Consider the following 25,720-nt stretch of genomic DNA (forward strand, 5'->3'; position numbering starts at 1 on the left):
ATTATGCTCATATCATGAGCTCCGTTTCGTCTTTTAAGTTTTACCGTTGCAGGTAATAAGTTATACGTATAAACTGGTGCTTTTTTATGCTCACAACTCAACTGACAACTCGTAACTAAAATTGGAAATCATGCCGATTTTACATAAGTTTGATGAAGTAAAAAGCTAACAATAACCAAACAGTTTTGATATATAATCTACTGTCGATTTCACTGAATAAATTGCTTTAACCGTGCTACGAATTGCCCTATATACCTTAGTTCTGACGTTTTGCTACGCAATGACAACGTTGGCACTACCATTGGATAACATACGATTCTATCAACTCAACGAGCAGCATGGTTTGTCTAACAACCATATCAGTGCCATTATCAAAGACTCACTGGGCTTTCTATGGTTCGGTACCTCTGCGGGGTTAAATCGATACGATGGGCAGCAGATTAAGGTATACCGTCATTCCAACACCAACCCTCGCAGCATAAACGACAATAACGTCAACAGCTTATTTATCGGACCTGATCACAAACTATGGGTAAAAACAAAAAAAGGCATTAACATATATGAGGATAGGCAGGAGAATTTCATCCGGAACATTGACAGTGCATTAAATACATATGGACTGCCGGCAGATGATATCCTGCAAATGACGCAAGATAGGCAAGGATTCTTTTGGTTCTTGACTGCTGAAAATGGGCTATTCCGTTACGACACTGTAAAAAAGCAAAGCGTCCGTTTCACTACCAAACAAACTAAGCGTATAACAGGCATGGCGCTTTCTAAAGAAAATAAAGCCCTACATCTGATATATGCCAATGGCTTAATAGAAACGATTGACGGTCGATCTTTAAAATCCCTACGGCATAATACGTCTGTCATAAAAGCAATTAAAAATCAACGGGATGCCACTTTTAAGCTATTTTGTGATCGGGATGATGACTTGTGGGCTTACGCTGCGGATATGCCCCTGGGTATCTATTATATAAAAAAAGGAACGGTAGATGCGCTGCATATACATCATGCAAGCAAACCCGCATCTCTCAACACGGATGTCGTCACCCATATTACCGAAGATGAAAACAATAATATTTGGTTAGCAACCGACCATGGAGGAATCAACCTGCTGCACAAGAAGGATTTTACAATTTCTTACATCCTGCATCACGATGCTAATAGTTCAACCATCGCACAAAATAGCACCATTTCACTCTATAAAGACAATCAACAAATTATATGGATCGGCACATACAAACAGGGGCTTAGCTATTACCACAAGCAGCTGTTTTTGTTTCCCCTGGTAAATAAACAAAGTGGCTTGCCATTCGAAGATGTCAACCGATTTGTAGAGGATCGTCATGGTAATTTGTGGATTGGCACAAACGGCGGAGGGCTTCTGTACTTCGATCGTGCAAAAAATCATTTTGAGTCTTATAAGCAAACTAGTTCACCCCATAGCCTAAGCAGTAACATCATCGTAAGTATGTTACTCGACACAAATCATAATCTTTGGTTGGGCACCTATTATGGGGGCCTAAATGTTTTTGATGGCAAAACCTTTAAGCGATACCCTGTAGGTTTGGCAAAGGGTCAGCGCCCTCAAGACAACAGCATTTGGGAGCTGTACCAAGATAGCAGAAAGCGGATCTGGGTCGGAACACTTTCCGATGGCCTGTATTACTATAATGCTAGCGAAGATCGGTTCGTTGCCCTAAATGACGAGCGCATACCGAAATATATATCTGCCATTACTGAAGACAGAAACGGCAATCTCTGGGTTGGAGGCGCTCAAGGTATTGTTGTGCTAAATCAGTCTAACAAAATAATCCACACCTTTATAGCCGGAACCAAAAAAAATAGTCTCAGCAATAATTATATCTCCGATCTATTAGAAGATAAACAGGGAAGAATGTGGGTGGCTACACAAGATGGACTAAACTTATATAAACCAAGTATAAAGGGTTTTCAAACACTTCGAAGTTCAGATGGCCTACCCGATAATTTCACCTTGAATTTATTAGAAGACAAACAAGGCAAGCTTTGGATAAGTACGTTAAAGGGTCTATCATGCATAAACTACAGCGGTACCGATCACGAGCTGCTGGATATTAAAAACTACCATACACAAGATGGTTTACAAGGTCTTTCTTTTAATGAAAATGCAGCATTTAAAACCAAAGCAAATGAGCTCATTTTTGGTGGCGCCGCCGGCTTTAATATCATTGTGCCCGAAAATATTCCGAGCTTACAGAAAGTCTTTAACCCTGTCATCACAGAATTTTCGCTCTTTAACAAAGCCTTAGAGATTGATAAAGAATATCAGGGCCGCTTCATTCTAACCAATTCTCCTACCTACACCAAAAGTATTTCATTAAATTATGATCAAAATATTTTTACGATCACCTTCTCTCCCCTCGACTATATCGCGAAAGAACATCGACGTTTTATTTATCAGTTAAAAGGATTTAATAACAATTGGTTACCGGATGAAGGGGATCACAAAATAACCTTTACCAACTTAGATCCTGGCGTATATGAATTTAAGGTAAAAGCATCGCTTGACAATGGGCAATGGAGCGCGCCTTATACACTGTTACATATAGAGATAGCGCCACCTTTTTGGAAGACACCACTAGCTTACCTAGCCTATATTTTGCTAATCATTACCGTGCTCCTCTTAATCAGGCATATAGAGAAACAACGTCAAAAAAGTAGATTTAAATTGCAACAAGAGCGTGAAGAATATAAACGAACCATTGAAATGGATCGTTCTAAAACACAGTTTTTCACCAATATAAGTCATGAATTCCGCACCCCATTAAGCTTGGTAATAGCACCGATTGACAAGCTGTTGGAAGAAAACCCGAGTGATAGCCAAAAGGTTCACTTGCAAACCATGAAGCGCAATGCCAAGCGTTTATTAAATCTGATAAATCAACTCCTTGACTTAAAAAAGGTCGATAGCAATAAATTAAAGTTAGACTTAAGTTTAGGTGACATCGTTTCTCTCATCAAAGAGCATGTTGACTCTTTTACGGACTTGGCCGTTACAAAACACATTGAGCTATTATTCCATTCCAATAAAAGTAGTTTATACACCTATTTTGATTATGAAAAATTAGAACGCATCACCTTCAATTTACTGAGTAATGCGCTAAAATTCACCGACAAGAATGGCAAGGTGGAAGTATCATTGGTGGTGAGCGATACCGAACCTCCCCATGAGTTGCAGATAAAAGTAACGGATACCGGAATAGGTATACCGGCTTTTCAGCAAGAAAAGATATTCGAACGCTATTTCCAACATATACCGAGTCACAAGTTGTATAACCAGGGTAATGGTATTGGTTTATCCATAACGCATGATTATGTACAACTATTGGGCGGCACTATAAAGCTCCACAGCGAAGAACATATTGGTAGCACATTTACCATCATCTTACCCTTATCTTCTTCTACAGAGAAAGTCTTTGCTTTACCAATACCCTCATCGGAAGATTCACTGGAGCCTATACCACAAGAGAGTGGCGAGAAAGAAAACAGCAGAAAACTTCCATCTATATTATTAGTTGATAATGATAAGGATTTGATTTTTTATCTGTCTGAAAACTTAAAGTATAAATTTCATTTAGATTATTCCTTCGACGCACAAACAGCTTGGACAAAAGCCTTGGCGCAACATCCAGACCTGATCATTTCAGACATTCAAATGCCTGGAGATTCCGGCATTGAGTTATGCCGAAAGATAAAAGGTGACACCCGCACCCGCCATATCCCAGTGATTTTATTAACAGCCTACAGCGACGCCGACATTCAAATCAGCGCTACAAATGCCGGCGCATCCGATTACATTATCAAGCCATTCCATTTTCAGCTTTTAATTTCAAAAATAGACAATCACTTAAAGCAAAAATCGCTACTAGAAAAGACTTACAAGAAACAACTTGAAGTAATACCTTCTGTAACTGCCATTGAATCTGCCGATGAAAAGTTCTTACGCCATGCGGCGAAGATTACAGAAGATAATGTCTCCAATTCGGCCTTTTCAGTTGAAGATCTGGCGGCGGCTTTGAATATAAGTCGTGTAGGTTTGTATAAGCGTCTATTAGCACTAAATGGTCACACCCCTTCCGAATTTATCCGTAACATCCGATTGCGCAAAGCGGCTCAGCTCCTTACAAAATCTAATTTAAGCGTGGCGGAAATAGCCTACCAAGTAGGCTTTAATAACCCAAAGCAATTCAGTAAGTATTTCAAAGCCATGTATGCTGTATTACCCTCAGTTTACAAGCTCAATCAGTAAAACAAACACCCTACTCCATTGTAAGCCTTTCTCGTTCGTACTTACGGACGAATGGGTTAACTAAAACACCCCCATTTATAAACATTTACATCCCCTCATGTATTGCAGGTACACGTAGTTTTGCCTCATCAGTTTTACTAGACTAACCAAAACTAGCCGACGCTCGTAAAACAGGACAAAAATTTTATAATAAACCATAAAAGCATGCCAAAACTACGTACTCTTTTTGCTCTATTTTGCTGTAGTATACCTTTTGCGGTAAGCGCACAAAAAGCCAGCTACAAAAAAACGGAACAGGGTATTTCCCTTACATTCAAAAATGCCATAGGAACGATTGATCAACACATGGCCATCGACTTTATACGTGATGGTATTGTACATGTACGATCTATCCCTTTGCTTCATTCTGTAAAAGCATCCGAACAACTGGCTATCACAGATACGCTTAGGAGTAAACCGGGTGAACTATTAGTTGAAGAAACCAATGATCATGTTTATGTAAAAAGCAAGGCTATCAACTTAGCCGTTTCACTATATACGGGCCAAATAAATTTTTTAAACCCTAGCGGCGACACCATCTTATGTGAAACACCTCGAAATACACAAACATTTGCTCCCTCGGCTGCGAATGGTGATGCGTTTTACCGTATTAAACAAGCCTTTCAGGTTTCTGAGCAGGAAGGCCTCTATGGGTTAGGGCAGCACCAAAATGGTATCATGAATTATCAGGGCAAGCAGGTCACGCTGTTGCAATACAATACAGATGTAGCCGTTCCGATGTTGTTATCCACAAAAAATTATGGTCTTTTATGGAATAATTATTCGATTACCAAAGCAGGTGATACACGTGCTTTACTGCCGCTGTCGGGACTTACATTATATGCTAAAGACGACCAAGAAGGTTGGCTAAGCGCGAGCTATTTGAATAAAGCGGACGAAAAAGAAGTCTTCGCGATTCGGGCCGAATCGGATATTGCCTACAATGATTTAACAGACATACCTAAGTTTCCACAGGGAGTTGATTTATCCAAAAGTTTAGTTCGCTATGAGGGTCGTTTTAGCTCGCCTTTCTCTGGCCTGCACCGCCTGCATTTTAAATATGCGGGTTATATAAAAGTCTGGATTGATGGCAAATTGCTGCAAGATAGGTGGCGCGAATCGTGGAATGCCGGAAGCTTTGAGCTTGAATTAACCACTGAAGCTAACAAAAAACATGCTATACGCATTGATTGGAAACCTGAAGGGGCGCAATCCTACTTGGAAATAAATTGGCAGCGCCCTATTCTAAAATCAGATCAACGAATTTTTGGTTTCGATTCAGAAGCAGGCGACGGGGTAGACTATTATTTCATACAGGGAAGTAACATGGACCAGGTCATCAGCGGCTATCGTACCCTAACAGGTAAAGCTCCCATCATGCCTAAATGGGTATTTGGTTACTGGCAAAGCCGCGAGCGCTATAAAACACAAGCAGAAATTTTGGATGTAGCTAAGGAATTCCGTAAACGCCGCATCCCGATAGACAACCTAGTACTCGATTGGTCATACTGGCCCGAGAAGGATTGGGGCGGACAAAATTTTGATACCGCACGCTTTCCCCATGCAGCAGAAATGATTTCACAATTGCATCAAGATCATTTTAAGCTCATGATATCTACTTGGCCAAAGGTGAATGAAGAGTCGACCGTATTTAATCAATTCATGAAAAATGGCTGGTTGTATCGCCGGAATATTGCTGATGGCAGAAAAGATTGGATTGGTAAAGGATATACCTCTACTTTTTACGATCCTTTCAATGCCGATGCAAGACGCGGATTCTGGGAGTTACTGAATGAAAAGCTCTATAAAAAAGGTGTCGATGCCTTTTGGATGGATGCCAGCGAGCCTGATATCCATTCCAATATAAGTGTCCAGGAACGAAAAGATGTGTTTCAACCGTCTATCGGATCTTCAACACGCTACTATAATGCCTTTCCATTGCAAAATGCCAAGGGAATTTACGAAGGTCAACGAGCGGAAGACCCTAATAAGCGGATCTTCATGCTTACACGTTCGGGTTTTACCGGTCAACAACGCTATGCAGCAGCAACCTGGAGTGGCGATATCTCGTCAACCTGGAATGACATGAAAGACCAGATTGCTGCAGGAATTAATTTTTCTATGTCGGGTCTACCCTACTGGACCATGGATGTCGGTGGCTTCTTAGTAGAAAAAAGATATTATAATCCCAATACCGCCAATCAGGAGGAATGGCGCGAACTGAATAGCAGATGGTATCAATTTGGAGCATTCGTGCCTATATTTCGGGCACATGGACAATTTCCATTCCGCGAGCCTTTTAATATTGCACCTGAAGGACATCCGGCCTATAATAGCATGGTATACTATATTCAGCTCCGCTATCGTCTTCTCCCCTATTTATATAGCTTAGCGGGTAAGACCTACCACGACGATTATAGCATGCTGAGGGGCTTAGCAATGGACTTTACCAACGACCCAAAAACCTATGAAATAAACGATCAGTTTATGTTGGGTTCTTCCCTGTTAGTAAACCCTGTCACTAAAAAAGGTGCTAGCAGTCGCCCAGTATACTTACCTAGTGGCTTCACCTGGTATGACCTTTATACAGGAGAGTCCTACAAAGGGGGACAGCAAATCGAGGCCGAAGCACCTTTCGAGCGCATCCCCGTATTTGTAAAGAGTGGGTCTATTTTACCTATTGACCCACTAAGGCAATATACCGATGAGAAGATTAAGGGAGCCACCACACTCTATATTTTTGAAGGAAAAAATGCCGATTTAACCCTATATGAAGACGACGGGCTAAGCTATAACTATGAAAAAGGAATCTTTAATCGAATTCAAATCAAATACGATAATCAGACAAAAACGCTCACCCTATCAGAAAGAAAGGGAAAATATGAGGCGGCACCCAAGACACGGAAATTCAACATAATTCTGGTCGATCAACAGCAGCCAAGTGGTATAGACCGTCAGGTTAAACCGGATGCGAGTGTTACCTATACGGGTAAAAACATGAACATAAAACTAACGAACAATTAAATCAATAAACCAACAGCTATAAGACCTAAAAACATGAGTATGCTAACATTAAAAAAAACCGTTCAACAATTTGGGACATGGCTATTGCTACTACTGGTTTCACTACAAGTAGCCGTTGCACAACAAGTAGTTAAAGGGAAAGTAGTATCCGCGGAGGACCAACTTCCCATTCCCGGCGTAAGTGTAAAGGTAAAAGGAACCGCACAAGGCATTTCGACGGATGAAAATGGAAATTTCTCTATTAATGCCAACGTTGGTGAATCACTTGTTTTCTCCTACGTCGGAATGGAAGTAAAAGAGGTAAAATTGACTTCCGCCAACTCCCTTAACGTAACATTAACCCCCACTACCGGGAATTTAGATGAGGTGGTCGTGGTAGGTTATGGCGTGCAACAGAAAAAATTAATTACGGGTGCATCGGTTCAAGTAAAAGGCGATGACATTCAAAAACAAAGTACCACCAATGCCTTACAGGCGTTACAGGGGCAAACACCAGGTGTTCAGATTAGTTCAACATCCGGACAACCGGGAGAAAGCATGCGTGTCATTATTCGTGGTGTCGGAACGATCGCCAATGCCAGTCCACTCTATGTAGTAGACGGCGTTTTAACAAACGATATCAGTTACCTGAATCCAAACGATATAGCGTCTATTGATGTGCTAAAAGATGCCGCTTCTGCAGCTATTTATGGTTCACAAGCAGCTAATGGAGTGATACTCGTTACCACCAAAACCGGTAAATCGGATCAGCCTGCGCAAATTTCCCTGGACACTTATACGGGCGTACAAAAGTTGGCAAGGAAAATTGATATGCTCAATGCCAAAGAATACGCCATTATAATGAACGAAGGGGCTGTCAATGGAGGAAAGACACCTTATTTTACGAATGAACAAATGGCGAATCTCGGAGAAGGCACCATGTGGATGAACGAAATGTTCAAGGATAACGCATTAACACAAAATTATTCCTTGAGTGCACAAGGAGGAAGCACAAAATCTACCTATTCTACTTCCTTCGGTTATACCACACAGGAAGGAATTGTAGGAGGTAAGGATTTGTCTAATTATGAGCGTTTCAATTACCGCATCAATTCAGAACATAACTTGTATAATGACATTATACGTTTAGGAGAACATCTTACATTTACCTACTTGAATAGCAATGGAATTGGGGTAGGCAATCAATACAACAATTCATTAAGAGGAGCCTTCAATACCAGTCCATTTGTACCAATGTACGATGAAGAAGGAAATTTCTACGATAATACAAATTCTTCTTGGAACACCGGTGAGGCAAATCCTTATGCGACCATGTATTATAGCAACCAAAATGATCGTAATAGTCAGCGTCTGTTTGGCGATATTTATTTGGTAGTGGAACCCTTTAAGGGCCTACGATTCCGGACCAGTCTGGGCTTGGATTACAATGTAAATGAAAGTAGATCTTACACTCCCATATATAGACTTTCCGCTTATTCCTTCAATGATTTTTCTAGAATTAACCAAAATATGGGAAAGAATAAATCACTTTTATGGGATAATTTACTTAGCTATACGTTCGATGTAAAAGATGATCACCACTTTGAGGCGATGATTGGATCGTCAGCCTTTCAATACGATGGATCGAGTATATGGGGAGCGAATATAAATGCTGTATTCAATGATTTAGAGCACGCCTGGCTATCCAACGCCACCAATGCTAATGACGCTGCACAGATGACTTTAAGAGGCGCGCCGGATGATGCAGATAAACGCATGTCATATTTTGGACGACTCAACTATAACTATAAGGGCACTTACTTATTAAACGCAACCTTTAGAGCAGATGGTTCATCAAGATTTGCGCGCGGTAATCGTTGGGGTTATTTCCCTTCTATTTCAGCTGGTTGGGTTATCTCCAATGAAACTTTTGCAGAAAACACCAAAAGCTGGTTGGATTTCTTTAAACTAAGGGCGAGCTGGGGGCAGGTCGGAAATCAAAGAATAGACGCTTTTCAATTTATGTCGCCCGTAACATTTCTTAACACAAATTACATCTTTGGAAATCAAGAGGGTGTACTTACCCCAGGAGCCTACCCAAGTCGCCTAAGCAATATTAACCTACAGTGGGAAACTTCACAGCAGACAAACATCGGCTTTGATGCCCGATTGTTACAAAATCGTTTAGATATTGCATTCGATTGGTACGATAAAATCACAAAAGACTGGTTAATCCAAGTACCTGTATTAGCAACGGCTGGCGCAGATGCTCCTTTTATAAATGGTGGTGATGTAAAAAATACGGGAGTAGAACTTGCTTTAAATTACCATGATCGTATTGGAGAATTTAATTATAGCATAGGTCTCAATGGTACTTATAATAAAAATAAAGTAGGAAATATACCCACCGCAGATGGAATTATCCACGGTGCCAATAATTTACTGTTTGCTAACTCAGGCGAATTTTACCGTGCACAAGACGGCTTCCCCATTGGATATTTCTGGGGATATAAAACAAATGGAATTTTCCAGAGTGAAGAAGAGGTCGACAACTACCGAAATACCAATGGCGCGCTTATACAACCCAGTGCACAACCGGGAGATGTTCGTTATGTTGATGTAAATGGCGACGGACAGATTGGCGAAACAGATAAAACCATGATTGGCAATCCAAACCCCGACTTCACCTATGGTTTCAATATAACGGCTAATTATAAGGGCTTTGATTTGGCGATTCAGGCTACGGGTGTGGCGGGGAACCAATTAGTACAATCGTACCGCAATCAAACGGATCCATATTCTAATTACACGACAGCCATATTTGATCGTTGGCATGGTCCGGGCTCGTCGAATACCATGCCTCGTATTACTGAAGACGCACGTAACTGGACTAATTTCTCCGATCTATATATTCATGACGGCAATTTCCTTCGTATTAGCACCATTACATTAGGTTACGATTTTGGAAAAATTATTAAAAAGAATTACTTAAGAAAAGTACGTTTATATGCCTCCATATTAAATGCTTTTACTTTCACAAAATACGATGGCATGGATCCGGAAATAGGCTATGCCGAGGGTTTTGCCAGCGGAGTCGATCTTGGTTATTATCCAAGACCAAGAACCTTCATGATTGGAACCAATATTACTTTTTAAGAACCTAAATAGCACATAAAATGAAAAAGATCATTATATCGATATTTACCTTAGCAAGCATGTGTCTAGGGTCATGCACGAAAGGATTTTTAGATACGGAACCGATTACCGAATTAACGGATGAAAACTTTTATCGTACCACTGATGATGCTTATAAAGCCTTGGTTGGTTGTTACGATGGCTTACAAATAGTTTGGGCGGGCGGTGTTAGCTTACCTGTTGCCGCAGAGGTGCTATCTGACAATTGTTTTGGCGGTACAGGCAACTCGGATGGCTTTGGCTATCAAATGCTGGACGAGTTTGATCGTTTACGTTCACCTGCCGACCAAAATTTATTCGTTGATAACTGGATCGCCTATTACAAGGCAATCTATCGCTGTAATATGCTCTTAGGAAAGTTGGACGGTATAGAATGGGGAAATAAAGCAGATCTACGCCCTGTCTATGAAGCGGAAACCCGCTTTATCAGAGCCTATTTGTATTTTGATATGATAAGGTTATGGGGACATGTTCCTTTATTAACGGAACCGAGTAGTGAAAATATACCGCAAGCAGATCCTAGCGAAGTATATGCCGTTATAGCCAATGACCTTAAGTTTGCCATAGAAAATTTACCGGCGACATCTTATGCCAGCCAGCCAACCGCCACCTATGGACGGGTAAGCAAATGGGCTGCTGAAAGTTTAATGGGTAGAGTGTTCCTTTATTATACAGGTTACTACAAGCAAACTGATTTAGCAGGAGTAGTTGACCGTGCTACCGCACTCAACTACCTGGAAGACGTTATCAGTAATGGAGGTTTTTCATTAGTGGAGAATTTTGCACACCTATGGCCAGCCTCCTTAGAAAACTATGTCGGCGAAGATAATAAAGAAACCGTTTTTGCTATCAAATATACCTTTACAAGCGACTATGACGGAAATACGGATGGTAATCATTGGATGGTTATGTTCGGCATGCGTGAACAATGGAGTTTTCCTTATGGCAATGGTTGGGGTGGTGCAACTGTCAATCCAAAATTATGGAATGCTTATAATAGAAATGATAGTCGCAGAACAGCTTCCATTATCGCCATCGCTGAAGAAAGCATCAACTTCACCAATCAAAGTAAGCAACGAGAGTATACCGGCTATTACAATAAAAAGTACAGCCCATTAGTAGATGAAGACGGGAACAGCATTGCAGTAAACAAGGGAGCTGTAAACTTTCAAATCGGCCAATTTCAAGATTATGTATCCATCCGCTATGCGGATGTATTATTGATGGCAGCAGAATTGGGAAGTGCTAATGCCCAAACGTACTTTGATTTGGTACGTAGACGTGCTTTCGGTACTAGTTTTATCGCTCAAACAGTAAGCCAGCAAGCTATTATGAATGAGCGCAGGTTCGAATTTGCTTTAGAAGGAATCCGCTACTGGGATTTATTACGCCAAGGTGTAGACGTAGCGGCCTCAACAATCGCTGAAAGCACAACAGCTTTAAACGGAGGCCAAGAAGTCCGCAAAACTATCAGTGCCGCTAAAATCAATGAAACAAGCGGATTGCAACAAATTCCGAATAATCAAATAACGCTATCTAATGGCGTGCTCGTTCAAAATACTGGGTGGTAACATAAAAAGCTATTAAAATGAAAGCGAAAAGAATAAATGTAGCACTGATTGTAATCTGTATCGCTATGCTGATAAGCTCCTGTCAGAAAAAAGACTATCAACTGGATGCACCTTTGGATAGATCTCAAATCCAGTTCGAAATTGTTCAAGATTTCAATACTGATGCGGGGGGGAATACCGTTATATTGAAAAACAATACAGCCAGTACGGTATCCATATGGGATTATCAAACCGGGAAATCGACCCGACAGCAAGACACTATACATTATGCTTTTAAAGGTGATTATACGATCAAATTTTCGGCTATGACAGGTGGTGGTATTGTTGAGGTTGATTCTGTAAAGATCTCTGTTACCGAAAATAATCTCGATTATGTTAGCGATCCCATGTGGACCAATATCTCTGGTGGCGCTGGTCATGAAAAAACTTGGGTACTCGACACCGATGGTCTCTTTTTCGAGGGGCCAATGACCTTTGTTGATCCTGCCAATTTTGCCAATGTTTGGTGGGATGCGGGTCAAGGTATTTATCCGGACAACATGGCTCGAGGAGATTATGGCGAAATGACCTTCTCGCTTATTGCAGGTCCAGACTTCCGCAACATCAAGAGAATGGAAAACAATGTGCAGGAAAAGGGTACGTATATGCTAAATTTAATTGATAAAACCTTAACAGTGAATGGTGGCACTATACTTCGTGGTTACAAACCAGCTAAAAATGGTATAACCGGTATATCTAATTGGACAACCTACGAAATTTTAGCATTGGATGAAAACACGCTGCGACTAGGTGTCTACCGAGACAAGGATGTAGATGGTGAAGGCTCAGCACTATTGGTATACAACTTTATATCCAAGAGTTTCGCAGAAAGTCAGCCTGCAGAATAAAGAACAATATTTGCAATTTTTTTAAAGAAGGAAAACAGGTTATCTTACAAGACAATCCGTTTTCCTTCTTTAGCCGATTTCTTTGCCGCTTCTAAGATTTCAACTACTATTATATTGTTGCTCAGCGATGATAAATCGTGATCAGGTTGAATCTTTTTGGCCAAAACATCCGTTAAATATTCCAGTTGATCTTCATAGTAGGGATTGGTTAATGGTATTTGTTTCGAATCCGTTGGCGACTGATATTTTAACAAAGTTTTGCCATTGACGGCATGTAACTGATCCTTTTTCCCAAATACCTGTAAATCTTTTACACTGTAAGGCCAACACCACGAAGCTTGGATAATTCCTATCGCTCCATCTTCATATTCTAATGTGATGGTGGCATCATCATCAACTTTAGGATAAATTTCCGGTTTTCGATTTTTAGTGATTGCCGTAACAGCTATAGGTTTTTTTCCATCTTTCAACCACGTCATAAGATTTGCACCGTAACAACCGAAATCCATTAATGCCCCTCCCCCATTTTTTACGGGATCTGTTAGCCAGTTAAGAAAATCATCGCTGCAGCCAATTTCTTTTGGACCTTCATGGCCATCTTTTACCATCATCTTGGTAATAGGCCCTATTTCATTTTTTTTCACCAATGATTTTACATATTGATTACTCTTATACCAGGTCGTCTCATAATTTGTTAAAAATAAGGTTCCATTTTCCTTAGCCAACTGATTAATTCGTTTTGCTTGTTGCATATTAATTGCCAATGGTTTCTCAACCATCACCGGTATTTTTAAGGGCATGCATATTTCGGCCACATTTATATGTTCTGCCGTAGAGTTATAGGCAAGGACAGCCATAGGCTTTACCTGTTTCAGTAATTCGGGTAAACTCTTGTAAAATAAATTATCAGGCAAGTTGTACCGATCTTTCATTCGTTTAATCAGCTTTTCATTAGGCTCTGCGATGCCTAATATTTCAACCTTCTTCTGCTTGTATAGATTAAAAAGCAAATGGACATGATCATGATTTAGCCCCGCTACCGCCACTTTTAATGTTTCCTGGCCGAATACACCATTAATTGCGAAAAAAAATACTACTAAAAACAACCTTAATTTTACGTTCATAAATAATAATTGCAATGATTATCATCGAAGTTAATCATTCCCCTACACACCTTATCAATTGTATCGGTATTATTGCAATTGTTCTGGCCGCACAATATTTCGGACAACCCATTCATTTTCTTCCGCTATGCCCGAAAATTCCATAAAAACGGTGTAAGGATGTTTTTCGCCCTCCTCATCCGGTATTTCTATAACCGCGCTGAATTCTTTCTTTTCGCCTTGCACATATTCATGTATTAGCTCATCAATATGTCGGCAAACCCAATTTTTTATTTCCTGGTCAGTATGCATCTTCTATATATTTACAAGTATAAATACAAATGAAGGCCAACTTTGTTGTCGAGCTATTTGTCAGGTGTAAAACTTATTCCAGTATATGACACGAACCTGCCAGATTGATTTTATTCACGTATCATGTACCCTTCACCTACCTTTCACCTAGATGTTATCTACCTTTTTTAGTACATCTTCCATAGCTAAAAGATACATATTGGCTATATGCCCTGTACTGATTAAAGCATTTTAGGAGCTATTAGATACTTGTTGTGATGATGGATTTTTGTTCTTTGGGTAATTTTTATATAGTCATTAAAATTATCTAAACTTTTTTCGCGTAAAAAATGTTAATCACGAAAGAAATGATTGAAAACGACAAGAATAGCAGCAAAACAAAAGTGGAGGAAGATTACTCCGCCCACAAGGAAAATCCTGGACCCTCACCGCAAGCATTAGATGAAAAAAGTGATAAAGGTTCCGGGAAGCTTCTGTTCTGGACTTTATTTGTTATCGTAATAATTCTCACGGTTGCTTGGTTGTTCTTTTGATATGTGCCATTATCTTATCTGCACCTGTTCCTTTTCCATTATAAAATTGTACGTGTTAAAATGCTATAAAAGCAAGCTTTTTATTAAAGTTTAATAACTTTGCCTGTCTATTTTTTATAGATTTCCAAAAACATTGAATGCACGTTTTTAGTTAAAGATGTATAACAATTTAAATAGCATACCATTTTGAATAAAGTCGGGAGAATTGCTTTTAAGACTATTTTGTGGATCATCGGCACTATTATAGGTTTAATATTGCTGATTTTTATTTTAATCCGTATTCCAGCAGTCCAAAATTTTGCAGTACAGCAAGTGGTATCTTTTCTCGAAAAAAAGATTAAAACCCCTGTTAAAATAGAAAAAGTATCGCTCGATCTACCTAAATTACTCGTATTGGAGGGCGTTTATTTTGAAGATCAAAAACAAGACACCTTATTGGCGGGAGATCAATTAAAAGTTGATATCAGTCTACTCAAACTACTAAAAAACAAAGTAGAAATAAATGAAATAGATCTCAAGGGAATAACCACCAAAATTGATCGCACACTCCCAGATAGCAGTTTCAATTTTGACTATATAATACGTGCCTTTGTTAGTGAAGAAAAAGAAGAACCCAAACCGGAAGATACTACTTCAACAATGGAATTCTCGATCGATAAGATCAATCTAGATCGCATTCGTTTTGTATATAAAGATGATGTTATAGGAACAAGCGCTGATTTCAATTTAGGGCATTTAGATACTAGAATAAAAACTTTTGACTTGAACAATATGCGTTTTGAGATTCCAAAAGTAAATGTAAAAGGAATTAATACCACGATTAAACAGTGGGCGGTGGTCGACACTTCCGACCTTCCATCTACAAAGGATATTGGTATCGAAGAGGCTACGGGTGCTGAGTCAGCTATGCCAGATTTGCAACTGGGCGGCTTACATATAGAAGATGTTAAAGCTCAATATATAGATGAAATAAGCGCGCTTAATGCAAGCATTCTATTCAAAAGACTCCTTGTTGATTTTAACAACATCAATCTAAAAGGAGAAACAATAGATATTAAACGTATCCTTTTGGATGAAAATGACACAGAAGTTGCCTTCGGAAAAGTAAAACAACCTAGCATTACCAAAGAGCCAAAATCCGTAGATAGCGCGGACTCACAACCAATCAATTGGAAAGTAAATATTGGCGATGTACAGCTCAATAAAAGTCAGGTCTCTTATTTTGACGCCAATCAGCCACGCATTGCAAAGGGTATGGATTATGGAAATCTCGATATGACCACCGTAGACGCCAAAATGTCTGATTTCTTTTTCTCAATCGATTCCATCAGCGGTACATTGAAACAATTAAATTTTAAGGATAGAAGTGGCTTTATTATCAATAAAGCGGAAGCAGATTTTGTTTACACGGAAAAAGGAGCCAGCGCTCAGAATCTGTATATCGAAACGCCAAATACATTGATTCGAAATTATGCAAAAGTAAGTTACCCTTCACTTGAACAAATTACCGAACGTATCGGAGAGATTCAGGTGGACGCCAATATTGAAAAGAGTAAGTTGGGAATGAAGGATGTACTCCTATTGGTTCCGGACCTCGATACAATGGAAGTGATGAAACCTTTAATTACGCATACTTTCTTTATCGACGGTCAGGTAAAAGGCCGCGTGGATGATCTCCGAATATCCAACATAGTGTTTAGCACGTTAGACCGAACCCGCCTACAAGCTAGCGCTCATCTAAAGGGACTTCCCGATGTTGATAAGTTTTACATGGATCTACAATTGAAAAATTTAGAAACAGGAAAGCGCGATCTCGATCGTTTAATAGCAAAGAGTATGCTTCCCGATAGCATCGAATTACCTCAGCAGCTGAAGTTAAACGGGCTATTTAAAGGAGGCCTTAATCAATTTACCACCAATATGCATCTACGGTCCTCCATAGGTAGCGCCGATCTTCGGGCAAATTACGCTGCAGGACGAGATACCACCTATGATGCCGATATGGCGATACGAGATATAAATGTAGGGCATCTCATGAAAATGGATTCAACCCTTGGGAAGATATCCTTTGCCGCGCAAATCAAAGGAAAGGGGCTGGACCCTTCTAAATTAGTAGCTGATGCAAAAGCTAAACTAATCAGTGCTGAAGCGATGGGTTATACCTATACCAACATCAATTTAGCAGCGAAAGCCAATAGTGGTGATGTAGAAGCCTCGCTAACCAGCGAGGATCCAAACATAAGTCTAAACGGGCAAATTGCCGCCAAACTCAGCGAACGACACCCAAAATTTACGCTTAATTTATTAGTTGATAGTATTAACACGAAGAATCTCAAACTTACCAATGATAATATACGTTTCCACGGCAATTTCGTTGCAGATTTTGATTCCGCCGATCCTGATTACCTAAATGGAAAACTTGATCTAACCAAAGCTATTATTGCGTACAATAATGATCGTTATGTTTTAGACACCATTAGTGTCATCGCCCAAGCTGACACTAATCAGAATCTCATACAATTACGCTCTGAGTTTCTCACGGCCCATATGATAGGTAACTATAAATTAAGTACACTCTCTTATGCCTTTCAGGATGTGTTGAACACCTATTATAACCCCAATCCTACAATCGATAAAAAAACAGGGCTACCAGACACTATTCCAGCCTATAGTCCGACCCAAATCGAGTTTGGAGCAACATTTCGACGATCACCACTGATTATCCGTGTAATGCCGGAATTAACGGAAATGCAACCGATAACTTTAGACGGTAATTTTAATAGCGAAACGAAATCGATTAATGTCAAAGGTGTGGCTCCAAAAGCAGTATATGCAGGAACTGATATACAAAATGTAAGTTTTGATATCAATACGTTGGATAGTACCCTCTACTACGCTGCACTCGTGAACAGCATCAAGGTATCGAGCATAGAAATTATAAATACACTTTTAAGCGGTACCGTAAAGAACAGTTCAATTGATGCCGGTTTGTGGATTAAAGATAAAAAGGGTAAGGAGCAATATCATTTAGGTGCTAACTTACTGGCCCGTGCTGAAGATTTCCGCTTCTCCTTAAAAGAAGACGGGCTCATGTTAAATTATGACAAATGGTCGGTAAATCCACAAAATGTTATCAGCTTTGGCTCAAAAGGGTTGTTGGCTTCTCATTTCGACTTAAACCAAAGTGGGCAGGAAATGAGCATTGCCTCGCAAGACTCTGTACCTAATTCACCTTTAGCCGTTGATTTTAAGAATTTCCGCATTGAAACTTTTGCCAATATGGTAGAAAGCGCCAGTTTAGACGTCGGTGGTGGGATTAATGGTAACGCCTTGGTTGATCGTCTCGATGGATATCCGGTTTTTACTTCCGATATAACTATCAACGACTTTTACTTTGGTCAAGACACCATTGGAAATATTGGTCTTCAGGTCAATAACGCAAAAGAAAACACATACAATGCCAATATTACCGTACAAGGGCAAGGAAATGATATTCAGCTAAGTGGCGATTATATTACACCCTTGGACGCAGAATCAACAATGGATTTTGATCTGCTCGTCAATAATCTTAATATGAGTACCCTAGAAACCTTTAGTTTCGGAAACCTAAGGCGTACTTCGGGGGGTATTTCCGGAAAGCTTGACTTAACCGGAAGTTTGGATGCACCGGTAATCAATGGTGATTTAATCTTCAATCAGGCCAAAATGAATATCTCTATGCTGAATGCGACATTTACCATGGATCAGCAGCGCATTAATTTTAATAACCGCGGTATTGGTTTTAAACAGTTTACCTTAACTGATAGTATTGGTAATAAGGCAATTATTAATGGCAATATTCGAACCAAGACCTATACTGAATTTGTTTTAGGTATGGATGTAAAAGCCAATGATTTCCAAGTGCTGAATTCAACGGAGGTTGATAACAATTTGTTCTATGGAAAACTGAACATCGACACTGATCTTCGCATCCGTGGTGCTGCTATGAGTCCATCACTAAATGGTACATTAAGAGTGAATGAGAATACGGATATGACCTTAACGATGCCGGAAACGGATCCAGGTTTAGTAGAACGCGAGGGCATTGTGGAATTCACCAGCTTAAGTCCGAGAGACAGTGCCGAAATCCTTGCAGTATACGATACAACGGAAACAAAAGCTAATACCATTATGGGGATGAATATCTCCCTGAATATCGATGTAGATAAAGATGCCGCTTTTACAGTGATTGTTGACCCCGGAACGGGTGATAAGTTATTTGTCAAGGGGCAGGCCTTGTTGAATTTTGGCATCAATCCCGGAGGTGATATGACGCTTGCCGGAACTTATGAAGTGGAAGAAGGCAACTATTCGCTTTCCTTTAATATGATCAAAAGGAGATTTGACTTCAAGAAAGGCAGTACGATTACTTGGGGTGGCGATGTGATGGATGCTGATCTCAACATGACGGCCATTTATACTTTGCAGGCACAACCGATTGATTTGGTGCAGGTTTCGGGCACCGAGGCAAATTACTATCGACAGCGTCTCCCCTTCAATGTCAATCTGCATATTGGTGGAAAAATGTTGAAACCGGAGATTTCGTTCGGTATTGATCTGGGAACCGGTGGCAATGCGAATACTGTTTCACAGACTGTTACTCAAACAGTAGAAGCAAAACTGGCACAATTACGAGACAATCCATCAGAGATGAACAAGCAAACTTTCGCCTTGATTGTTTTAGGCAGGTTTATTGCGGAAAATCCTTTTTCAAGTGCCGGCGGATCTAGTACCGAAACCATGGTCCGTTCCAGTGTAAGTAGCTTATTGACCAGCCAGTTGAACAAATTAGCGGGCGACTTGATTGCGGGCGTGGAACTGAACTTCGATTTACAGTCTACGGCCGATGATTACAGTACCGGTCAAGCGCAAACACGGACTGATCTGAATGTTGGCGTATCTAAACGGATGCTAGATGATCGATTAAAGGTAACCGTTGGTTCCAACTTTGAACTGGAAGGCGGTGGACAGCCCGGGCAAAAGGCCACGAATATTGCCGGCGATATTTCGATCGAATACCAATTATCCAGAGATGGGCGATACATTGCACGCGTTTACCGCAAAAACCAATATCAGGTAACCTTACAAGGACAGTTTATCGAAACAGGTTTAGGTTTTATTATCAATATGAATTACGATGAATTCAAGGAGTTATTCATGAACGCTAAACGGCGTCAAGAGCTCAATGATAAAAGAGCTGAAGAGATGAAAGAGCATTTGGAACAAAATGGTGAGGAAGAAGAGGACGAGGAGGGGCTAGATAGTTTAGAACGTCGTAAAGATCAACAGAATAGAGGTAACAGGCAGTTTAAAGAAACACCCGGGGAGAAAAAGCAAAACCCATCCCCTGCAGAGCGGTCGGAAAATGTAAACAAAGCCTACCGAAATGAAGATGAAGTCACCGAGCAAAAACCAGAAAAGAGCAACGATGAGGGTTAGGATTTACATATATATAGCAATTTTAATATTTTTCACTTCCTGCAGTAATATCAAATACCTAAAGGAAGGAGAAAACCTATACGTCAAGGGTGAGGTTGAACTAAATAACGATTCGATTCCCGATCGATATCGGGCACCCCTAACCGAACGGCTGGAAGAAGTGCTGCGGCCTCGACCGAATAAGAAGTTCTTAGGTTTACGTACAAAATTATATTTCTACAATATTGCCGGTCAGCCAAAGAAAAACAAGGGCTTTAAACATTGGTTAAAAAACAAAGCTGGCGAAGCACCCGTGTTATTGCAAGATGTGAATGTACCCTATAATGAAAATTTGGTCCGAAATAGGCTAGAAAATATCGGTTTCTTTAATGCCTATGTTACCACGGACACAACCATTAAAAAACAAAAAGCGATGCTTAATTATATCGCTACCACAAACAAGATATACCGTATCAATAAAGTCACCTACGAATTGGATACGACTACTCAAATCGGAAAGGAGATCAAGTTAGCACAGCCAGGCTCCCTACTAATACCCGGCAGACCCTATAATTTGGACCGGATCATTGCAGAACGTGAACGAATCGAAAATCTCCTCAAAGACAAGGGCTACTATTTTTTCAGTCCAGATCATATTTTGGTACAGGTGGATAGTATGATTGGTAAGCACATGGTTGACATGAATGTCAAACTAAAGGACGAAACACCTAAAAATGCAAAGCAACCTTACACCATCAATAATATTTTCATTTACCCAGAATACTCTTTAGTTCAAGGAAATTACGAAATAGCAACACCCGCCGACGCGGAGGAATACAAAGGTTTCTATTTCATAGACCCGCACCGTACCTTCCGAAAATTTGCACTTGCACGTACTATGTTTTTTCATAAGGGGGATCTTTACAATCGCGATCGACAAAATCAAACCATCAGTCAGCTTGTTGGTATGGGTACGTTCCGTTTTGTGAAAAATAATTTCATGTTGGTCGACCGAGGAAAGACCAATAAACTGGATGTTCATTATTATCTTACGCCACAGCAGAAAAAGGCCGTCCGTGTTGAATTGCTCGGTAAAACGGCTGCCGTTTATAATGGATCCGAAGTGAATGTTAGCTGGAGCCATCGAAATGCCTTTAAGGGTGCTGAACTTTTACGTTTAACAGCCTATGGTGGTTACGAAGTACAATCTGGCGGCGGTGTCAATATCAATTCCAATTTTTATCGTTATGGCTTGGAGGCGTCTTTAACCTGGCCACGCATTATTGCGCCTTTCGGGTGGGAACCTACGCGTCGTTTTGTGCCGCATACCACCACTTTAGTGGGTTATGAATTTTTAAACAGAAGACAGGCCTATCGCTTAAACTCATTGCGTTTTGCTTGGGGCTATAATTGGCAGGAATCCGCAAAAAAGACGCATCAACTCAATCTATTGGACATTGCCTATGTACAGCCAGTAAATGTCACGCCGTTTTATGATAGTCTGGCTACCGAATTCCCTTATTTACAAAGGGCTATCGACCGGCAATTCACCTTTGGCCCAACTTACAAATTCACCTATACCAATACCATGGAAACCGACAAGAAGCATACTTTCTATTTTTCCGGAGGCTTAGATCTGTCAGCAAATACAACGGGGTTAATACTAGGATCTAATGTAAAAAAGGGGAAGCAAGACAGTATTTTCAAAGCCGCCTTTTCACAGTATATAAAAACGGAGATTGAATATCGTCATTATATGAAGTTGGGTACAAATAGGCAGTTGGCAGCGCGAGCGCTATTCGGTTATGGCTATTCTTATGGAAACTCTACTCGTCTCCCCTATGTGAAACAATTCTTTGCCGGCGGTCCGAATAGCTTGCGTGCTTTTAGAGCCAGAGCAATTGGTCCGGGTTCCTATAATCCGGAACGTTTTGGCAATGACAATTTTGTACCGGATATGACCGGTGATATCCGTATGGAATTCAATCTGGAATATCGATCAAAGATCGTTAGTATATTAGATTGGGCCGCCTTCGTTGACGTTGGAAACATTTGGTTACAAAATGCAGATACAGTATTTCAAGGAGGTAAATTCTCCAAAGATTTCTTTAAAGAACTGGCCGTGGGGGGTGGTTTAGGTTTACGTTTTGATTTAACATTCCTCATCTTAAGAACAGATCTTGCTATTCCATTCCGGATCCCATATTTACCTGATGGTCAACGTTGGGTATTCAATAAGATTAACTTCAGGGATCCAGATTGGCGACGCGATAACCTAGTCTTTAACTTAGCAATAGGTTATCCTTTTTAGTTATACGTTATAAGTTTTACGTTTTTTGATTTGTTATTGGCAACGGTAACACGATTTACCCCATACAAGTGATAGCTTAAAATTTATGACTTATAACTTACGACTTGTTTTGTCATTCCCATTCCTTTTTACTATTTTACCATCGTGCGGGATTGAGGTAAAAAACAATAATTTTAAAGAATCATTTAATCCTATAAATTTATGAAAATAACCGTTATTGGCGCCGGTGCCGTCGGCGCAACTGCAGCAGACAATATTACAAGGCGAGAACTCGCGGAAGAGGTCATTCTTCTTGACATTAAAGAAGGTGTTGCCGAAGGAAAGGCTCAAGATATTGCTCAAACAGCCGCATTATTAGGTTTCGACACAAAAATCACAGGAGTAACAAACGATTATGAGAAAACAGCTGGATCAAGTGTGGCTGTTATAACTTCTGGCATACCTCGTAAACCTGGTATGACACGTGAGGAACTCATCGGCACCAATGCAAATATAGTTAAATCAGTAGCTAAGAATTTACTAAGCTATTCACCTGACATAATTATTCTAGTTGTTTCCAACCCCATGGATACCATGACCTATTTAACCTTAAAGGCAACTGGTTTACCAAAAAATCGTGTTATAGGCATGGGAGGAGCATTAGATTCTTCACGTTTCAAATACCAAATTAGTCAACATACCGGCGCTTCTCCTGCTGATCTAAATGCCATTGTCATTGGTGGGCATGGAGATACTACGATGATTCCATTGATAAAACATGCTACTTGGAATAGTTTGCCTGTTAGTCAGTTTTTGTCGGCATCACAACAAGAAAAGGTTATTGCCGACACAATGGTTGGCGGCGCCACGCTAACTAAATTAATAGGTACTTCCGCGTGGTATGCACCTGGAGCAGCCATAGCGGCTATGGTAGAAAGTATTGTCCGCAATCAGCAAAAACTATTTACTGCATCTGTTTATCTGGACGGCGAATATGAGCAAAACGACATTACCTTAGGAGTACCTATCATCATCGGAAAAAATGGTGTTGAAAAGATTTTGACACTCAAGTTGGATGAAGAAGACAAGGCCAAATTTTCTCAAAGTGCGGAAGCGGTTCGAAGTATGAACAACGTACTTACCGAAAGCAATATCATATAACAATATTCATGATTAAAATACCTCTTGCCTTATTAAATTTACAAGACGATGGCTTCCACTTATTGGTGGAAGTTGTTGTTTTTGACAAAACCTTTAAAGCTGTACTCGATACAGGTGCATCTAAAACAGTCTTCGATAAAACAACCATCGAAAAACACATCGGTAACGATGAACTTAGAACAAGCGACAGAGTTTCTACCGGCTTAGGGACTACTAATATGGAAAGTTTCACATGGCTTTTGCCCGACTTTCAAGTAGGCGACTTTCACCTTAAAAATTTTGAAGTAGCTGTTCTAGACCTTTCATCAATAAATTTCGCATATGAAAACCTATCAGTGGATCCCGTAATAGGTGTTATTGGTGGCGATATACTTACGCAATATGACGGTATAATAGATTACGGAAAAAAGACACTTACACTTAAAAAGAGTAAAAAGAAATAAGAAAGCAAAAAGGCACGCTTCCCAGCGGGCCTTTCCCAATTTTAACCAAACCTAATTTACATGAATCAATTACTATTTAACTCTGATACAAATATAGTGCTGCCACATTAAGCCTATTTTAATCTAGCATTATGTGTTCATGAAAAATGACCAGTATTTTTTTTAGTTTTCAATAATTTATGATAAAATCATAACAATTGGTTAACGATACAGTTAAACATTCCGTCTAGTTTTATGATCAAACCATATAGCTATGCGGAAAGTTAAAGTAGCGTTCTTTGCCGAAATATTATTTGAAGACAAAGATGGTGCCTCTAGGACCATGTTTCAATTGATTAAAAGAATATCTTCCGATCGATTCGAGTTCATGTTTATATATGGTGAAGGTCCGGATCAATTACTAAATTTCCGTTCTCTAAAGATACCCACCCTCACTATTCCATCCAACAAAAACTACACACTTTGCTTACCAAGCTTGGTACAACAAAAACTTATTAGGCAACTAACGCAGTTTAATCCAGATATTATCCATATAGCAACCCCTTCACTGTTAGGTCATTTTGCGGCCAAATTTGCGCAAAAACATCATATACCTATTATTACTATTTATCATACTCATTTTATATCCTATATTGCTTATTATTTTAAGAAGCTTCCTTTTCTTATTGAACCCATAAAGAAACTCATATCCGTCAAGAAAAAATCTTTTTACAATCGCTGCGATTATATATATGTGCCATCAAACACTATTAGAAAAGAGCTTATTAATTATGGCATACAAGCCTCCAAAATGCAACTATGGGAAAGAGGGATCGATAGCAAGATCTTTAATCCAAAGAAAAACGATCCGGAACTACTTAAACAGATTACAGGCAACAGCTTACCCACCTTATTGTTTGCAAGTAGACTTGTTTGGGAAAAAAATCTACAAACACTCTTTAGAATATATCACCGTATTCAAAGTAGGAATATTGCCTGTAACTTCATTGTAGCCGGTGACGGTCAAGCACGGGCAGAATGTGAGAAGGAGATGAAAGGAGCTATATTTATGGGGCAATTGAGCCATGAAACATTAGCGATCATTTATGCTTCTTCTTCCCTCTTTATATTTCCTTCTATTAGCGAAACATACGGTAATGTAGTTTTGGAAGCGATGGCTTCTGGATTGCCTTGCGTTATCGCAAGTGGTGGTGGTTCTCAGGACCTCATACAAAACGGAGTAAATGGATATTCCTGCGAGCCAGATAATGAAGAAGAATACGCTGATCGGATAGAAACGCTCTTAACTAATAAAACGCTGTATCAACAATTTAGAGAGGCGGGCTTGCATAAAAGTGAAAAGCTCAACTGGGATCATTTAGCGGCTATCTATTTCGATGATCTCGAACATCTTGGAAAACTTCCATATATCTATAAATTAACTTCTTAA

The 25,720-nt window shown here is 39.9% G+C and carries 13 protein-coding genes; 11 read left to right on the forward strand and 2 right to left on the reverse strand.

What is annotated here, in order from left to right; translation table 11 throughout:
- Positions 1 to 280: 280 nt before the first annotated feature.
- The 5 genes from BMY50_RS11750 to BMY50_RS11770 all read left to right on the forward strand — a co-directional run bounded on the left by BMY50_RS11750 (position 281) and on the right by BMY50_RS11770 (position 12,992).
- A complete protein-coding gene (locus tag BMY50_RS11750) occupies positions 281 to 4,297 on the forward strand; it encodes a hybrid sensor histidine kinase/response regulator transcription factor (protein WP_093324413.1) in 4,017 nt (1,338 codons plus the stop codon).
- A 204-nt stretch (positions 4,298 to 4,501) separates the two neighbouring features.
- A complete protein-coding gene (locus BMY50_RS11755; RefSeq protein WP_093324416.1) occupies positions 4,502 to 7,360 on the forward strand; it encodes a glycoside hydrolase family 31 protein in 2,859 nt (952 codons plus the stop codon).
- 39 nt (positions 7,361 to 7,399) lie between these two features.
- Positions 7,400 to 10,495 (forward strand): SusC/RagA family TonB-linked outer membrane protein, encoded by a 3,096-nt coding sequence (locus BMY50_RS11760; RefSeq protein WP_093325741.1) that lies wholly within the window; start codon positions 7,400 to 7,402, stop codon positions 10,493 to 10,495.
- Between the two features lie 20 nt (positions 10,496 to 10,515).
- Positions 10,516 to 12,105, forward strand: coding sequence for a RagB/SusD family nutrient uptake outer membrane protein (locus BMY50_RS11765; RefSeq protein ID WP_093324419.1), 1,590 nt, complete (start codon positions 10,516 to 10,518; stop codon positions 12,103 to 12,105).
- 17 nt (positions 12,106 to 12,122) lie between these two features.
- Positions 12,123 to 12,992, forward strand: a complete 870-nt coding sequence (locus BMY50_RS11770) for a hypothetical protein (RefSeq protein WP_093324422.1) — start codon at positions 12,123 to 12,125, stop codon at positions 12,990 to 12,992.
- 44 nt (positions 12,993 to 13,036) lie between these two features.
- On the opposite strand, the gene BMY50_RS11775 is transcribed toward BMY50_RS11770, so the two are convergent.
- Entirely contained in the window at positions 13,037 to 14,116 is a 1,080-nt protein-coding gene (locus BMY50_RS11775) for a Gfo/Idh/MocA family protein (RefSeq protein WP_093324425.1), read from the reverse strand.
- Positions 14,117 to 14,185: 69 nt separating this feature from the next.
- Positions 14,186 to 14,407: a hypothetical protein gene (locus tag BMY50_RS11780; RefSeq protein ID WP_093324427.1), complete on the reverse strand. Its 222-nt coding sequence runs from the start codon at positions 14,405 to 14,407 to the stop codon at positions 14,186 to 14,188.
- Positions 14,408 to 14,736: 329 nt separating this feature from the next.
- Between BMY50_RS11780 and BMY50_RS11785 the strand changes: the two genes are divergently transcribed.
- The 6 genes from BMY50_RS11785 to BMY50_RS11810 all read left to right on the forward strand — a co-directional run bounded on the left by BMY50_RS11785 (position 14,737) and on the right by BMY50_RS11810 (position 25,720).
- On the forward strand, positions 14,737 to 14,940 hold the full coding sequence (locus BMY50_RS11785; RefSeq protein WP_093324430.1) for a hypothetical protein: 204 nt from the start codon (positions 14,737 to 14,739) through the stop codon (positions 14,938 to 14,940).
- A 186-nt stretch (positions 14,941 to 15,126) separates the two neighbouring features.
- Positions 15,127 to 20,418: a translocation/assembly module TamB domain-containing protein gene (locus BMY50_RS11790; protein WP_093324432.1), complete on the forward strand. Its 5,292-nt coding sequence runs from the start codon at positions 15,127 to 15,129 to the stop codon at positions 20,416 to 20,418.
- Positions 20,366 to 22,708 carry a translocation and assembly module lipoprotein TamL gene (tamL, locus tag BMY50_RS11795; protein WP_093324435.1) on the forward strand — a complete coding sequence of 781 codons (2,343 nt, stop codon included), beginning with the start codon at positions 20,366 to 20,368 and terminating at the stop codon, positions 22,706 to 22,708. Before BMY50_RS11790 ends, tamL begins: the two co-directional genes overlap by 53 nt.
- Positions 22,709 to 22,909: 201 nt before the next feature.
- On the forward strand, positions 22,910 to 23,848 hold the full coding sequence (locus tag BMY50_RS11800; RefSeq protein WP_093324437.1) for a malate dehydrogenase: 939 nt from the start codon (positions 22,910 to 22,912) through the stop codon (positions 23,846 to 23,848).
- A gap of 8 nt (positions 23,849 to 23,856) precedes the next feature.
- Positions 23,857 to 24,291, forward strand: a complete 435-nt coding sequence (locus tag BMY50_RS11805) for a retropepsin-like aspartic protease (protein ID WP_093324439.1) — start codon at positions 23,857 to 23,859, stop codon at positions 24,289 to 24,291.
- A gap of 253 nt (positions 24,292 to 24,544) precedes the next feature.
- Entirely contained in the window at positions 24,545 to 25,720 is a 1,176-nt protein-coding gene (locus tag BMY50_RS11810; RefSeq protein WP_093324441.1) for a glycosyltransferase family 4 protein, read from the forward strand.

The organism is Olivibacter domesticus, assembly GCF_900109575.1.
In the GTDB taxonomy this organism is placed as follows: Bacteria; Bacteroidota; Bacteroidia; order Sphingobacteriales; family Sphingobacteriaceae; genus Olivibacter; species Olivibacter domesticus.

Bases quoted from the DNA above. Each gene is read 5' to 3' on its own strand.
- BMY50_RS11750 (WP_093324413.1), top strand. From the start codon at position 281: ATGACAACGTTGGCACTACCATTGGATAACATACGATTCTATCAACTC.
- BMY50_RS11755 (WP_093324416.1), top strand. From the start codon at position 4,502: ATGCCAAAACTACGTACTCTTTTTGCTCTATTTTGCTGTAGTATACCT.
- BMY50_RS11760 (WP_093325741.1), top strand. From the start codon at position 7,400: ATGCTAACATTAAAAAAAACCGTTCAACAATTTGGGACATGGCTATTG.
- BMY50_RS11765 (WP_093324419.1), top strand. From the start codon at position 10,516: ATGAAAAAGATCATTATATCGATATTTACCTTAGCAAGCATGTGTCTA.
- BMY50_RS11770 (WP_093324422.1), top strand. From the start codon at position 12,123: ATGAAAGCGAAAAGAATAAATGTAGCACTGATTGTAATCTGTATCGCT.
- BMY50_RS11775 (WP_093324425.1), bottom strand. From the start codon at position 14,116: ATGAACGTAAAATTAAGGTTGTTTTTAGTAGTATTTTTTTTCGCAATT.
- BMY50_RS11780 (WP_093324427.1), bottom strand. From the start codon at position 14,407: ATGCATACTGACCAGGAAATAAAAAATTGGGTTTGCCGACATATTGAT.
- BMY50_RS11785 (WP_093324430.1), top strand. From the start codon at position 14,737: ATGTTAATCACGAAAGAAATGATTGAAAACGACAAGAATAGCAGCAAA.
- tamL (WP_093324435.1), top strand. From the start codon at position 20,366: ATGAAGATGAAGTCACCGAGCAAAAACCAGAAAAGAGCAACGATGAGG.
- BMY50_RS11800 (WP_093324437.1), top strand. From the start codon at position 22,910: ATGAAAATAACCGTTATTGGCGCCGGTGCCGTCGGCGCAACTGCAGCA.
- BMY50_RS11805 (WP_093324439.1), top strand. From the start codon at position 23,857: ATGATTAAAATACCTCTTGCCTTATTAAATTTACAAGACGATGGCTTC.
- BMY50_RS11810 (WP_093324441.1), top strand. From the start codon at position 24,545: ATGCGGAAAGTTAAAGTAGCGTTCTTTGCCGAAATATTATTTGAAGAC.